Source organism: Mycobacterium gordonae, assembly GCF_017086405.1.
GTDB classification, from domain to species: domain Bacteria; phylum Actinomycetota; class Actinomycetes; order Mycobacteriales; family Mycobacteriaceae; genus Mycobacterium; species Mycobacterium gordonae_D.
On the sequence record NZ_CP070973.1, the window covers coordinates 2,836,122 to 2,850,487 of the forward strand.

The 14,366-nt window shown below is 69.1% G+C and carries 8 protein-coding genes and 1 pseudogene; 7 read left to right on the plus strand and 2 right to left on the minus strand.

Going from position 1 to position 14,366, the window contains the following annotated elements; all coding sequences use genetic code 11:
- Positions 1 to 5: 5 nt before the first annotated feature.
- Positions 6 to 1,346, minus strand: a complete 1,341-nt coding sequence (gabT, locus tag JX552_RS12210; RefSeq protein WP_205877655.1) for a 4-aminobutyrate--2-oxoglutarate transaminase — start codon at positions 1,344 to 1,346, stop codon at positions 6 to 8.
- A 204-nt stretch (positions 1,347 to 1,550) separates the two neighbouring features.
- Here gabT and yajC point away from each other — a divergent pair, with 204 nt between their 5' ends.
- The 7 genes from yajC to JX552_RS12245 all read left to right on the plus strand — a co-directional run bounded on the left by yajC (position 1,551) and on the right by JX552_RS12245 (position 10,366).
- A complete protein-coding gene (yajC, locus tag JX552_RS12215) occupies positions 1,551 to 1,907 on the plus strand; it encodes a preprotein translocase subunit YajC (protein ID WP_205877656.1) in 357 nt (118 codons plus the stop codon).
- A 114-nt stretch (positions 1,908 to 2,021) separates the two neighbouring features.
- Entirely contained in the window at positions 2,022 to 3,953 is a 1,932-nt protein-coding gene (gene secD / locus JX552_RS12220; RefSeq protein WP_241011016.1) for a protein translocase subunit SecD, read from the plus strand.
- Between the two features lie 3 nt (positions 3,954 to 3,956).
- Entirely contained in the window at positions 3,957 to 5,225 is a 1,269-nt protein-coding gene (gene secF / locus JX552_RS12225; protein ID WP_205877657.1) for a protein translocase subunit SecF, read from the plus strand.
- 5 nt (positions 5,226 to 5,230) lie between these two features.
- Positions 5,231 to 6,883, plus strand: a complete 1,653-nt coding sequence (locus tag JX552_RS12230) for an ABC transporter substrate-binding protein (RefSeq protein WP_205877658.1) — start codon at positions 5,231 to 5,233, stop codon at positions 6,881 to 6,883.
- Complete coding sequence (locus JX552_RS12235) at positions 6,865 to 7,422, plus strand: adenine phosphoribosyltransferase (RefSeq protein ID WP_205877659.1); 558 nt, start codon at positions 6,865 to 6,867, stop codon at positions 7,420 to 7,422. Before JX552_RS12230 ends, JX552_RS12235 begins: the two co-directional genes overlap by 19 nt.
- Before the next feature lie 88 nt (positions 7,423 to 7,510).
- Positions 7,511 to 7,990 carry a hypothetical protein gene (locus tag JX552_RS12240; RefSeq protein ID WP_205877660.1) on the plus strand — a complete coding sequence of 160 codons (480 nt, stop codon included), beginning with the start codon at positions 7,511 to 7,513 and terminating at the stop codon, positions 7,988 to 7,990.
- 15 nt (positions 7,991 to 8,005) lie between these two features.
- Complete coding sequence (locus tag JX552_RS12245; protein WP_205878389.1) at positions 8,006 to 10,366, plus strand: RelA/SpoT family protein; 2,361 nt, start codon at positions 8,006 to 8,008, stop codon at positions 10,364 to 10,366.
- Here JX552_RS12245 and JX552_RS33310 read toward each other — a convergent pair.
- Positions 10,342 to 13,871: pseudogene (locus JX552_RS33310) on the minus strand (PE family protein). The gene JX552_RS12245 and the pseudogene JX552_RS33310 overlap by 25 nt on opposite strands.
- Between the last annotated feature and the right edge of the window lie 495 nt (positions 13,872 to 14,366).

Sequence of the window (14,366 nt, forward strand, 5' to 3'; positions counted from 1 at the left end):
CCGCCTCACAGATCGGCGAGCAGTCCCGTCAGCACGTCGACCCCTTCGATCAGCAGCTCATCGGTAATGGCCAGGGGCGGCAGCAGCCGGATGATGTTGCCGAACATGCCACAGGTCAACACGATGACCCCGGCGGCGTGTGCTGCGGTGGCCAACCGCGATGTCAACTCCGGGTCGGGGTCGGAGGTGCCGGATTTCACCAGCTCGACAGCGATCATGGCGCCGCGGCCGCGCACGTCGCCGATCCGGTCGTCGCGGGTCTGCAAGCGCAGCAGCGGCTCGGTCACCAGTCGCTCGATCCGCTGGGCTCGCTCGATCAGCCCTTCGGACTCAATGGTCTTGATGGTGGCCAGTGCCGCCGCGCACGCCACCGGATTCCCACCGAAGGTCCCGCCTAGGCCGCCGGCGTGCGGGGCGTCCATGAGCTCGGCCCGGCCGGTGATCGCCGACAGCGGCAGCCCGTCGGCGATGCCCTTGGCGGTCACGATGATGTCGGGCTGGATGCCCTCGTGCTCGCAGGCGAACATGGCGCCGGTGCGGGCGAATCCGGTTTGCACCTCGTCGGCGATGAAAACGACATCGTTCTGCCGGCACCACCGCAGCAGCGCGGGCAGGAAGCCCTCGGCCGGAACGATGAAACCGCCCTCGCCCTGGATCGGCTCGATGATGACGGCTGCCAGGTTCTGTGCGCCGACGTGCTTGTCCATCACGCTGATAGCGCGGGCCGCGGCCTTCTCACCGTCGGTGGCCAGTTCTTTGTCGACCAGCCCGTCGCGGTACGGATAGGACAGCGGAGCCCGGTAGATCTCGGGTGCGAAGGGGCCGAAGCCGCTCTTGTAGGGCATCGACTTGGCGGTCAGCGCCATCGTCAGGTTGGTCCGGCCATGGTAGGCGTGGTCGAACGCGACCACGGCGGACTTGCCGGTATGGGCGCGCGCCACCTTGATCGAGCTCTCGACGGCCTCGGCGCCGGAGTTGAACAGCACCGAACGCTTCTCGCCGTCGCCCGGGGTGATCCGGTTCAACTCCTCGGCAACGGCGACGTAGCCCTCGTACGGCGTGACCATGAAACACGTGTGGGTGAATTCGGCGACCTGGTGGCGTACCGCCTCAACGACTGGCGGGGCGGCGTTGCCGATCGTGGTCACGGCGATCCCAGAGCCCAGGTCGATGAGCCGGTTGCCGTCCACGTCCTCCACGACGCCGCCGCCGGCTCGCGCCACGAACACCGGGAGGGTGACCGCGACGCCGTGCGAGACCGCGGCGGTCCGCCGCTTATTGAGCTCCAGCGACGCGGGACCGGGGATCTCGGTGGCCAAATGACGGCTCTGCTCGAGGCTGGCCACGGACTCCTCCTCCCGCGGACGCGCAGGTCACGTCGCACGTGAAAGCCTAGCCGGTGGTTCGCTGACGATGCCGGTCGGTTTGCGACCTGCGGGAATGGCAGACTGGATCGTTAGCGACGTGCGTGCGCCCGGGTCAGACCGGCCCCACCCCCGGATTGTGCGGGGAAATTCGAGCACTACCCGATACGAAAGACAGGCGTGTTGATGGAGAGTTTTGTCCTGTTCCTGCCGTTCCTGCTCATCATGGGCGGGTTCATGTACTTCGCATCGCGCCGGCAACGCAAGGCCATGCAGGCCACCATCGACCTGCACGAGTCGTTGCAGCCGGGGGACCGGGTGCACACGACCTCCGGACTGGAAGCAACAGTCGTCAGCTTCACCGACGACACCGTCGACCTGGAGATCGCACCCGGCGTCGTCACGACCTGGATGAAGCTGGCGGTCCGGGACCGGATCCTGCCCGACGACGATGAGGACTACGAGGTGGAGAGCACCGCGTATGAGGCGGGCGAGGACGAGGCCACCGACTCCGAGTCCGGTCGGGTCGTCAAGGATTCCTGACCGGCTCAGACCGCCGCGTGCGCGATACCCGTCGCGACGCGGCACGTAGTCTTTGCGGAGGCTCTGTCCGGGCTGGACGGATCCTCAAGACCGATTCAAGGAGACAGAAGGAACGTGGCATCGTCTTCGGCGCCGGTGCAGCCTGCCCGCTATCTGTCGGTGTTCCTGCTCATGCTCGTCGGTGTCTACCTGCTGGTGTTTCTCACCGGGGACAAGAAGGCCACCCCCAAGCTGGGCATCGACCTGCAGGGCGGCACCCGCGTGACGCTGACGGCACGCACCCCGGACGGCTCGCGGCCGACCCGGGACGCGCTGGCACAGGCACAGCAGATCATCAGCTCCCGAGTGAACGGGCTGGGTGTCTCCGGCTCGGAAGTCGTCGTCGACGGCGACAACCTGGTCATCACCGTGCCGGGCAGCGACGGTAACGAGGCGCGTGATCTGGGCCAGACGGCGCGGCTTTACATCCGGCCGGTGCTGGATTCGATGCCGGCGCAGAAGGCTCCCGAACAGCCCAAACCCGGTCAGCAGCCACCCGGTGGTGAGCCCGGCGCGCCCGCTCCGGGCGCTCCTGGCGCGCCGCCGCCCGGGGTGCCTGGTGTTGCTCCGGCACCCGGCGCACCGAGCGCTCCGGCTTCGGGTGCGCCGGCGCCGGCGCCGCCGCAGTCGAGCGCCCCGGCGCCACCGCGCGGGCAACCGCGGCCGTATCCGCAGGACCCGGCGCCCAGCCCCACTCCTGCGCCCAGTCCCACCCCTGCGCCCAGTCCCACCCCTGCGCCCAGCCCCACCCCTGCGCCCAGCCCCACCCCTGCGCCCAGCCCCACCCCCGGCGGATCGCCGGCACCAAGCCCAGGGCCGTCACCAGCGCCGACCGGTGCGGCGCCAGCGCCCGAACTGCCCGCAGCGCCGGATCCGCGCAAGGATCTTGCCGAGCGCATCGCCCAGGAGAAGAAGCTGCGGCAGAGCACCGTGGGATACATCCAGAAGATCGTCATGGAGATCCAGGCCGGGCGCTGCGACCAGGACGACATCCTGGCCGGCAACGACGACCCGAAGTTGCCGCTTGTGACCTGCTCGACCGACCACAAGACCGCCTATGTGCTGGGGCCGTCGATCATCAGCGGCGACCAGATTCAGGACGCCACCTCCGGGATGAGTCAGAGCAGCCTGGGGTACGTGGTGGACCTACAGTTCAAGAGTGCCGCGGCCAACGTGTGGGCCGACTACACCGCCGCGCACACCGGCACCCAGACGGCGTTCACGCTGGACTCCCAAGTAGTCAGCGCGCCGATGATTCGAGAACCGATCCCCGGCGGGCGTACCCAGATCAGCGGCGGTGATCCGCCATTCAGTGCGGCGACCGCCAAACAGCTTGCCAATGTCCTGAAATACGGATCGCTGCCGCTTTCCTTTGAGTCGTCGGAAGCCCAAACCGTCTCGGCCACACTGGGTTTGACGTCTTTGCGAGCCGGCCTGATCGCCGGTGGGATCGGCCTGCTGCTGGTCCTGGTCTACTCGCTGCTCTACTACCGGGTGCTGGGACTGCTCACCGCTTTGTCGCTGATCGCCTCGGGTGCAATGATTTTCGCGATCCTGGTGCTGTTGGGCCGGTATATCAACTACACCCTGGACCTGGCCGGCATCGCGGGTCTGATCATCGGTATCGGGACCACAGCCGACTCGTTCGTGGTGTTCTTCGAACGCATCAAAGACGAGATACGCGAGGGTCGTTCGTTTCGCTCGGCGGTTCCGCGCGGCTGGGCGCGGGCCCGCAAGACCATCGTGTCCGGTAACGCGGTCACCTTCCTGGCCGCCGCCGTGCTGTACTTCCTGGCGATCGGACAGGTGAAGGGATTCGCGTTCACCCTGGGTCTGACCACGATCCTCGACCTGGTGGTGGTGTTCCTGGTCACCTGGCCGTTGGTGTATCTGGCCTCCAAGTCCACGCGACTGGGCAAGCCGGCATACAACGGCCTGGGCGCGGTCCAGCAGGTCGCACGCGAACGGCGGGCATCTAGTTCGGCCGCAAAGACGGGACGGGGTTAAGCCATGGCGTCCAAGCCCGAGACCAAGATCGTCGAAGCCGACGTCGACTCGAAAACCGCAGGGCCCCAACACAGTTTCCTGTCCCGCCTGTACACCGGCACCGGGGCGTTCGAGGTGGTCGGGCGTCGCAGACTGTGGTACGGCGTCAGCGGAGCGATCATGGCCATCGCCGTGCTGGCGATCGTGATCCGTGGGTTCACCTTCGGAATCGATTTCAAGGGCGGCACCACCGTTTCGATGCCGTCAACCGGCTCGGCGGGCACGATCCAGGTCAACCAGGTCGAAGACGTCTTCCACAAGACGATCGGCAAGGATCCCGAGTCCGTGGTCACCGTCGGCAAGGGTTCGTCGGCCACCGTGCAGATTCGTTCGGAAACCTTGTCCAACGAGCAGACCGAGAAGCTGCGCAACGCCCTATTCGACGCGTTCCACCCCAAGGGGGCCGACGGCAATCCCAGCAAGAAGGCGATCAGTGACGCGGCGGTGTCGGAAACCTGGGGCGGTCAGATCACCACGAAGGCGGTGATCGCGCTGGTGGTGTTCCTGGTGCTGGTCGCCGTCTACATCACCATCCGCTACGAGCGCTATATGACGCTGTCGGCACTGGCGGCCATGATCTTCGACCTGACGGTCACCGCCGGCGTCTATGCGCTGGTGGGCTTCGAAGTCACGCCGGCCACGGTGATCGGATTGCTGACCATCCTCGGCTTCTCCCTCTATGACACCGTCATCGTGTTCGACAAGGTCGAAGAGAACACGCACGGTTTCCAGCACACCACCCGGCGCACCTTCGCCGAGCAGGCCAACCTGGCCGTCAACCAGACGTTCATGCGGTCGATCAACACCAGCCTGATCTCGGTGTTGCCGGTGGTCGCGCTGATGGTCGTCGCGGTCTGGCTGCTAGGCGTCGGCACGTTGAAGGACCTGGCGTTGGTGCAGTTGATCGGCATCATCGTCGGCACCTACTCGTCGATATTCTTCGCCACCCCGCTGTTGGTCACGCTGCGAGAGCGCACCGAGTTGGTGCGCACTCACACCCGTCGGGTGCTCAGGCGACGCAGTCCTGGGACGGCGGCCGAGAAGCCGGCGGCCAAGGACGAAGCCACCGACCCGGACGCCGAGGAGGACTCCGACGCTACGACGGATGAGGTGACCGAGGCCGTCGCCGTGAGCAAACCCGCGGTCACCAACAAGCCGGCGCCCGGGGCGCGGCCGGCGCGTCCGACCAGCGCGCGGCGGCCCACCGGCAAGCGAAACGCCGGCAAGCGGTAGGTCGCATGTCCACCTGGTGCCGCCGGAGTGCCGCCCTGCTGGCCGCTGGCGTGGCGGCAGTGCTGGCGGCCTCCACCCTGACCGCATGCTCGGGCAGCGCCGCGGGGCAGGTCGACTATGTGGTGGACGGCGTCCTGACCACCTACAACACGAACACCGTGATCGGCGCCGCCTCTGCCGGTGCCCAGGCGTTCGCCCGCACCCTGACCGGGTTCGGCTACCACGGACCAGACGGGCAGGTCGTCGCCGACCATGACTTCGGCACCGTCTCGGTGGTGGGCGGATCGCCCCTGGTCCTCGACTACCAGATCGCGGACAACGCGATCTATTCCGACGGCAAGCCGGTGACGTGTGACGACCTGGTGCTGGCCTGGGCGGCCCAGTCCGGGCGCTTCGGCGGTTTCGACGCCGCCACCCAGGCCGGCTTCGTCGACATCGCCAACATCGAGTGCACACCCGGCCAGAAGAAGGCCCGGGTGTCGTTCATTCCGGACCGTGGCGTCGTCGATTACACCCAGCTGTTCACCGCGACGTCGATGATGCCGTCGCACGTCATCTCCGACACCCTCGGCACCGATATCACCACCGCGCTGTTGACCAACAAGGGCGCGGTGGCCGAGCAGGTGGCGAAGGTGTGGAACAGCGCCTGGGACCTCAAGCCAGGGATTGATCTCAAGCGTTTCCCGTCGTCCGGACCGTACAAGATCGAGCGGGTGCTGGACGGCGGCGCGGTGGTGCTGGTGGCCAACGATCGCTGGTGGGGCGCCAAGCCGATTACCAAGCGGATCACGGTGTGGCCGCTGGGTGGCGACATCCAGGACCGGGTGAACAACCGCAGCGTCGACGTGGTCGACGTGGCGGCCGGATCATCCGGCGCGTTGGCTACCCCGGACAACTACGAGCGTGCCGATGCGCCCTCGGCCGGCATCGAACAGCTGATCTTTGCCCCGCAGGGTCCGCTTGCGACAAGCGCCGCCCGGCACGCATTCGCGTTGTGCACACCGCGGGACACGATCGCCCGCGACGCCGGCGTGCCGATCGCCAACTCGCGACTGTCCCCGGCGGCCGAGGATTCGTTGTCCGCGGCCGAGGGCGCCACCGAGGCCGCGCAATTCAACAAGGCCGATCCGAACGCGGCACGTGCCGCGCTGAACCAGGGTGCGCTGACGGTACGAATCGGTTACCGCGGGCCCAACGCGCGGCTGGCCGCCACCGTCGGATCCATCGCCACCACTTGCGCGCCGGCCGGAATCACCGTTCTCAATGTAACGTTGGACACATCCGGACCGCAGGCGCTGCGGGACGGAAAGATCGACGTGCTGCTGGCCAGCACCGGCGGAGCCAGTGGCAGCGGGTCCACCGGATCGTCGTCGATGGATGCCTACGACCTGCACAGCGGCAACGGAAACAACTTGTCGGGCTATGCAAACCCGCAGGTGGACGGAATCATCAACGCGCTGGCAGTCTCCGCGGACCCCGCCGAGCGCGTCAGATTGCTCGCCGAGGGCGCACCGGTACTGTGGGGAGATATGCCGACGTTGCCGTTGTATCGGCAGCAGCGGACGTTGCTGATGTCTAAGAAGATGTATGCCGTAAGCAAGAATCCCACTCGTTGGGGAGCGGGTTGGAACATGGACCGATGGGCGTTGATGCAGTGACCAACATGAGGGGCAGGGCGCCCGTTGCCGACGTGATCGCGTCCTTGACGCGGGACGTCGCAGACTTCCCGACACCGGGCATTCAGTTCAAGGACCTCACCCAGCTCTTCGCCGACAGCGAGGCCATGTCCGCGGTGATCGACGCGTTGGCCGACGTTGCGGACGGCGCGGATTTGGTGGTCGGCATCGAGTCGCGGGGAGCCGTGGTAGCCGCCGCCCTCGCCTCCCGGCTGGGCACCGGTCTGCTGTCCATTCGCAAGAGTGGCAAGCTGCCGCCGCCGGTCTTGAGCGAGGACTACCAGATGGAATACGGCACGGCGACCATGGAGATCCCGGCGGACAGTCTCTACCTGACTGGGCGCAACGTCATGCTCATCGACGACGTACTGGCCACTGGCGGCACGTTGAGCGCGGCCAACCGACTGCTCGAGCGGGTCGGTGCGAACGTCACCGGCGCCGCGGTGCTCGTCGAACTGGAGGCGTTGGGCGGGCGGGGCGCGATCGCGCCGCTGACGGTGCACAGTCTCAGCCGCGCCTAGCTTCTGCTTGACAGGGCTGCGCAGGCCGAGGGCGCGACCCACTTTTTTGAACCGACCGGGCTGTGGCAATCATCACAAAGGACTGCCGATGAGCGACGACGACGCAGGTGATGGACGACGCCGCCGCACCGGGGTGCGTGATGAGACGGTCGAGGCCGTCGGAGCCGTGACCGAGGCGCTGGAATGGGTGGAACGCGCGCGCGGCCATCTGTATTCGTTTCACCAGCTGATGGGACGCGCAGACCTCCTGCTCGGCGAAGCCTGCGAGAAGCTGCGTGCCGCTGGACACGATGACATCGCACGGCGACTGGAGACCGAGATGGTGGGCCGCAACGTGCTGCCGGGCCGATGGACGTTCCAGATCGTCGAGGAGTTCGACGATGATTACTGGTCGGTGCTGCGCGACCATGAGCGCCAAGTCCGCGACGCGCTGCAGGGGGGTGTGCGGCACCTGTTCGAATCCGAGATGAAACAAGATCGTCGCACCATCGGCCGTCCCCACCATGAGGCCCGCCCGGACGAGAGCACCGGAAAACCGAACCACCCCGGCGGACCAGATATCCTCTAGGCGGAGGTGACTGACGTGGCGGAAGACCAGAGCACGCTGCAAGCTGCCGCGCCACCGACCGAACCGCTGCCCGTCGCGGAGATCCCCGAGCCCCCGGTAGAGCCGCTCAAGACCACCACCAGCGCATCCCGCCGCGTCCGTGCGCGCCTCGCGCGGCGGATGACCGCACGCAGCGGCGCCATCAACCCGGTGCTCGAGCCGTTGGTGGCGGTGCACCGGGAGGTCTATCCGAAGGCGGATCTGGCGATCCTGCAGCGGGCCTACGAGGTCGCCGACCAACGACACGCCACCCAGTTCCGGCATTCCGGCGACCCGTACATCACCCATCCGTTGGCCGTCGCCAACATCCTCGCCGAGTTGGGCATGGACACTACGACGTTGGTGGCCGCCCTGTTGCACGACACCGTCGAGGACACCGGTTATAGCCTTGAGCAACTCTCCGAGGACTTCGGCGAAGAGGTGGGCCACCTCGTCGACGGCGTGACCAAGCTGGACCGGGTCGTGTTGGGCAGCGCGGCCGAGGGCGAGACGATCCGCAAGATGATCACCGCGATGGCCCGTGACCCGCGGGTGCTGGTGATCAAGGTGGCCGACCGGCTGCACAACATGCGCACCATGCGTTTCCTACCGCCGGAGAAGCAGGCGCGCAAGGCCCGCGAGACGCTGGAAGTCATTGCGCCCCTTGCACACCGCCTCGGTATGGCCAGTGTCAAGTGGGAGCTGGAGGATCTGTCGTTCGCGATCCTGCACCCCAAGAAGTACGAAGAGATCGTTCGGCTGGTCGCCGGTCGCGCGCCGTCCCGGGACACGTACCTGGCCAAGGTCCGCACCGAGATCACCAACACCTTGACCGGGTCGAAGATCAAGGCGACGGTGGAAGGCCGGCCCAAGCACTACTGGTCGATCTACCAGAAGATGATCGTCAAGGGCCGCGACTTCGACGACATTCACGACCTAGTCGGCATTCGGATTCTGTGCGACGAGATCCGCGACTGTTATGCCGCGGTGGGCGTGGTGCATTCGCTGTGGCAGCCGATGGCAGGGCGGTTCAAGGACTACATCGCCCAGCCCCGGTACGGCGTGTACCAATCGCTGCATACCACGGTTGTCGGGCCGGAGGGCAAGCCGCTGGAGGTGCAGATCCGCACCCGCGACATGCACAAGACGGCCGAGTTCGGCATTGCTGCGCATTGGCGCTACAAGGAAGCCAAGGGCCGCAACGGCGTTCCGCATCCCCATGCCGCCGCCGAGATCGACGACATGGCCTGGATGCGTCAGCTGCTCGACTGGCAACGGGAGGCCGCCGACCCCGGCGAGTTCCTCGAGTCATTGCGTTACGACCTTGCGGTGCAAGAGATTTTCGTGTTCTCGCCCAAGGGTGACGTCTTTACGCTGCCGACCGGGTCCACGCCGGTGGACTTCGCCTACGCCGTGCACACCGAAGTCGGCCATCGCTGCATCGGCGCCAGGGTCAACGGACGACTGGTCGCGCTGGAACGCAAGCTCGAAAACGGCGAAGTCGTCGAGGTTTTCACCTCGAAGGCCCAGACCGCCGGGCCGTCGCGGGACTGGCAGCAGTTCGTGGTGTCGCCGCGGGCTAAGACCAAGATTCGGCAGTGGTTCGCCAAGGAGCGCCGCGAGGAGGCGCTGGAGGCCGGCAAGGACGTTATGGCCCGCGAAGTACGCCGGGGCGGACTTCCCTTGCAGCGCTTGGTAAACGGTGAGTCGATGGCCGCGGTGGCCCGCGAGCTGCACTACACCGACGTGTCGGCGATGTATACCGCGATCGGGGAGGGCCACGTCTCGGCCCGCCACGTGGTGCAGCGGCTGCTGGCCGAACTCGGCGGTATCGATCAGGCCGAGGAGGAGCTGGCCGAGCGGTCCACTCCGACGACCATGCTGCGCCGTCCCCGCAGCACCGAGGATGTCGGGGTGTCGGTGCCCGGTGCCCCCGGTGTGCTGACCAAGCTGGCCAAGTGCTGCACGCCGGTGCCCGGCGACCAGATCATGGGGTTCGTCACCCGCGGCGGCGGTGTCAGTGTGCACCGCACCGACTGCACTAACGCGGCATCGCTGCAGCAGCAGGCCGAGCGCATCATTGAGGTGCTGTGGGCGCCGTCGGCGTCCTCGGTATTCCTGGTGGCGATCCAGGTCGAGGCGCTCGACCGGCACCGGCTGCTGTCGGACATCACCCGGGTGCTGGCCGACGAGAAGGTGAACATCCTGTCGGCGTCGGTCACCACGTCGGGTGACCGAGTGGCCATCAGCCGGTTCACCTTCGAGATGGGCGACCCGAAGCATCTCGGGCACCTGCTGAATGTGGTGCGCAATGTCGAGGGCGTGTACGACGTCTACCGGGTGACGTCGGCGTCCTGAGTCTGGTCAGGCGCCGGCGCCGCCTTTACCTCCGGCGCCACCGGTGCCGCCGAAGATCCCGCCGATTCCAGTGGGAGGGTTGCCGGCAAAGCCCCCGGAACCGGGGTGTCCCAAGACCAGCGATCCGTTGACAATCTTGCCGCCGCCATTACCGCCCCTACCGCCTTCGCCTCCGTCGACTCCGGGAAAGCCGAATATCCCGGAACTTCCGTCAGAGCCTTTGCCGCCGGTGCCACCGGCGCCGCCATTGCCGCCTTTGGTGTCACCCGTGCCCCCGTTGCCGCCGCGTCCGCCCTTGCCGCCGACGTAGTTCTGGACGCCGGTGCCGCCGTGCCGCCGGTGCCGCCGTGGCCGCCGATGTCGCCGCTGCCGCCGGCACCGCCGTCGCCACCGTTGCCAGGCGAGGGATAGAAGATGGTGACTCCGTCGCCACCGGGCCCGCCGTCACCGCCGTTGCCGCCGTGGCCGCGGCTACCGGTCGCGCCGGTAGCGCCCGTGCTCGAGCCGGCGCCGCCGAGTCCACCGTTGCCGCCGACTCCGGCGTCGCCGCCGCGACCACCGGTGCCGCCGTTGCCGTTCGGAGGGGTGTTGATGGTGACGCCCGCGCCGGGTCCGCCGTTGCCCCCGTTGCCCCCGTTGCCGCCGGTGCCGCCGGTGCCGCCCGCACCGCCGGCGCCCTGAATCCCGGCCTTTCCGGCCGGAGCCGCCCCGCCCGCCCCGCCATTGCCGCCCTTGCCGCCGGTGCCGCCGATGCTGCCGGGGCCGCCTTCGCCGCCGGTGCCGCCGGACGGTGACCCGATGCCGCCGTTGGTGCCCGCGGCGCCGGTTCCGCCGGTGCCGCCGATGCCGCCGGTGCCGCCCGCGCCGCCGTCACCGGCCCAGGAGCCACCCCGGCCACCGGTGCCGCCGTCCCCGCCGATCCCACCGGGGCTACCAGCGATGCCTGGATTGTTCGACGCCACGCCGAGGCCGCCGGTGCCGCCGGTGCCGCCCTTACCGCCGTTGCCCACCAATCCGCCATCGCCGCCGTTACCACCTGCCGCACCGGTGCCACCTGCCGTGGTGGCGGCTGCCCCTTGGCCGCCGTCGCCACCATTGCCGCCGGTGCCGACGGCGGCGCCGGTTGCGCCGTTCGCGCCGGGGGTGGATCCTTGGCCGCCGGCTCCGCCGTTGCCGCCCTGTCCGGGATTGCCGCCGTGGCCGCCGTTACCACCCACGCCGTTGTTGATGCCCTGGGCTCCGGTTTGGCCTTTGCCGCCATTGCCGGCGACGCCGCCGCTTCCGCCCTGGCCGCCGGCCCCACCGAGGCCCTGATTTCCGGCTTTGCCCGCTGGCGCTGCGCCGCCGGCACCACCCTTGCCGCCCGCTCCGCCGGCACCGCCTTTGCCGCCGTCGCCGCCCATGCTTCCGTCGGAGCCCGGGGTGACGCCGTCGGCTCCGTTGGCTCCCGGCCCACCGGTGCCTCCGTTGCCACCGGCCCCACCGTTGCCGCCGATACCGCCGTTGCCGGCCAGTGCTCCGCCGTTGCCGCCGGTGCCACCGTCACCGCCGGCAGCGCCGGCAATGCCGACCAGACCTTTCGCGCCGGATCCGACGCCCGCGGCGCCCTCGTTGGCGTCGGCGCCGGAACCGCCGTTACCCCCGGCCCCGCCATTGCCCACCAAACCGCCGTCGCCACCGTTGCCCCCGACTCCGCCGGGCGTGCTCACATCGCCGAATTGCAGGCCGCCGCCGCCGCTGCCTCCGGCGCCCCCATTTCCACCGGTGGTGGCGGCACTGCCGTCCACACCCCTGGTACCCGGGGTGGAACCCGAGCCGCCGAGTCCACCCGCGCCACCTGCCCCGGGATTGCCGCCGCGGCCGCCATCGCCGCCCGGTCCCGAAATGGTGGCCGAGTCTCCACCACGCCCGCCGTCACCGCCGGCCGCTCCGGTTCCGCCGTTGCCGCCGGCACCGCCGGCACCCTGGACGCCGGCGCTGCCTCCCGGCGTGGCACCGCCGGCGCCACCGTTACCGCCCTTGCCGCCCGCGCCGCCGGCACCTCCGTCCCGACCATCGCCACCTCTGTTGCTGGGGGCGGCATCGGCGCCGTTGGCGCCCGCGGCGCCGTCGCCGCCGTGACCACCGGCCCCGCCCGCACCGCCCGCACCGCCGCTGCCGGCCACGCCGTGATTGCCGGGGCGACCGGTGAGGCCGCCGGCGCCGCCGTCGCCGCCGATTCCACCTGCCCCGCCCGCGCCACCCGATCCGCCGGCGCCGCCGGGGCCGCCGTCAGCGCCGCTCAGCGCTGCTGCGGCCACCCCGTTTGCGCCCGCGCCGGCGGTACCTCCCACGCCGCCGACGCCGCCGTTTCCGCCGGCGCCTGCCTTGCCGAATAGGCGGCCGGCCGCACCGCCTGTTCCGCCGTTACCGCCGTCGCCGCCCGCTCCACCCGAGGCGCCGGCATCACCGGCAGCCGTCGCGGACAGACCCGCCTTGCCGGCGTGCCCGTCGCCACCGGCCCCGCCGACCCCGCCGCCGCCGATCAGTCCGGCGCTCCCGCCGTTGCCGCCGGCGCCGCCGGCGCTGCCGGCGCCGAGCCCGGCTCCGCCGAGCCCACCGTCGCCGCCGTCACCGATCAGCAACCCGCCGTGGCCACCCAACCCCCCGCGACCACCCGCGCCGGCCAGTCCGGTGCCTCCGGCGCCGCCCGCGCCGCCGTCGCCGAGGATCCAGGCGTGGCCCCCGGCGCCCCCGGCGCCGCCGGCCGCGCCGCCGATGCCGCCGTCACCGCCGGTGCCGAACAGCCAGCCGGCTTGCCCGCCGGTGCCACCGGAGCCGCCGACGACCGCGATGCTGCCGTTGCCGCCAATCGCGCCGGCCCCGCCGTTGCCCCACAACCACGCGCGACCGCCGTACCCGCCGGCGCCGCCCGCCGTACCGCCAGCGCCGCCGTTGCCGCCGCTGCCCATCAACCACCCGCCGTTGCCGCCGGCACCCCCGGCCGCACTGGCTCCGCCCGCGCCACCGTTGCCGCCGGTTCCGAACAACCCCGCCGCGCCGCCGGCGCCGCCGGCGACTCCGGAATTGGTCCCGGCCGCGCCGTTGCCGCCATTGCCGTACAGCAGGCCGCCCGCTCCTCCGGACTGTCCGGGGGCGGTTCCGTCTGCGCCGTTACCGATCAGGGCCGGCCCAGCAATGCCTGCGTGGGCGCGTTAACCGCGTTGAGCAGCAGCTGTTCGATATTGGCCAGTTCGGCCTGGGCATAGGAATCGGCCGCGGCGCTCAGTGTCCCCGCGCACCGGTCTTGCCAGGCCACCAACTGCCGGCTCAAATGCTGAAAATCCCCGGCGTGCTGGCCGAACACCGCTGAGATAGCGGCCGAAACCTCGTCGGCGGCCGCCGGCAGTACCGCCACGGTGGGGGAGGCCGCTGACGCGCTCGCCGCGCTGATGGCCGTGCCAATCTTGGCCAAATCCGTTGCCGTCGAAGCCAGGACCTCGGGTGCAACGTTCATCCACGACACGGCCAACACCCACCCGTTGATCTGGCGCGCGATACGCGCGGCGACGGCTCATCAAATGTGTACGCAAGCACATTAGGTGCGGCGAGCGGCTCGACCGGTGCATATGGCGCCATCTAACTGATTCCTTAACTAATGGTCCGCACCCGGCGAATTCTGAATTCATTTCGAACAAAGAATTCAACTCAATTGCGGCGACAGGTACGTTCCGAAGAGACGTCGCGAGTGACGCCGCGCGTTGGCAAGGGGGCCATGCGCCGGCCTCGCCGGTTTGCCGGCGCCGCCTCAGCCGCCGTCGCCGTCGGGCGACCACGCCAGCCTGATGTCATGCGAAATCCGATATCCGCCCGATGGCGTCTGGTTGAGTTTCTTACGATGCGCGGTTGAGCGCGAAACAAGGGGACTGCAGCCATTCCGATCAGGAATTCTGCCGACGAAGGTCAAATGCGTTTGAATTCGATTATCAGTGAATTCGCACAGGTCGAGGACGGAACCGGC

Excerpts from the sequence above, each read along its gene's own strand:
- yajC (WP_205877656.1), top strand. The coding sequence starts at position 1,551 with ATGGAGAGTTTTGTCCTGTTCCTGCCGTTCCTGCTCATCATGGGCGGG.
- secF (WP_205877657.1), top strand. The coding sequence starts at position 3,957 with ATGGCGTCCAAGCCCGAGACCAAGATCGTCGAAGCCGACGTCGACTCG.
- JX552_RS12230 (WP_205877658.1), top strand. The coding sequence starts at position 5,231 with ATGTCCACCTGGTGCCGCCGGAGTGCCGCCCTGCTGGCCGCTGGCGTG.
- JX552_RS12235 (WP_205877659.1), top strand. The coding sequence starts at position 6,865 with ATGGGCGTTGATGCAGTGACCAACATGAGGGGCAGGGCGCCCGTTGCC.
- JX552_RS12240 (WP_205877660.1), top strand. The coding sequence starts at position 7,511 with ATGAGCGACGACGACGCAGGTGATGGACGACGCCGCCGCACCGGGGTG.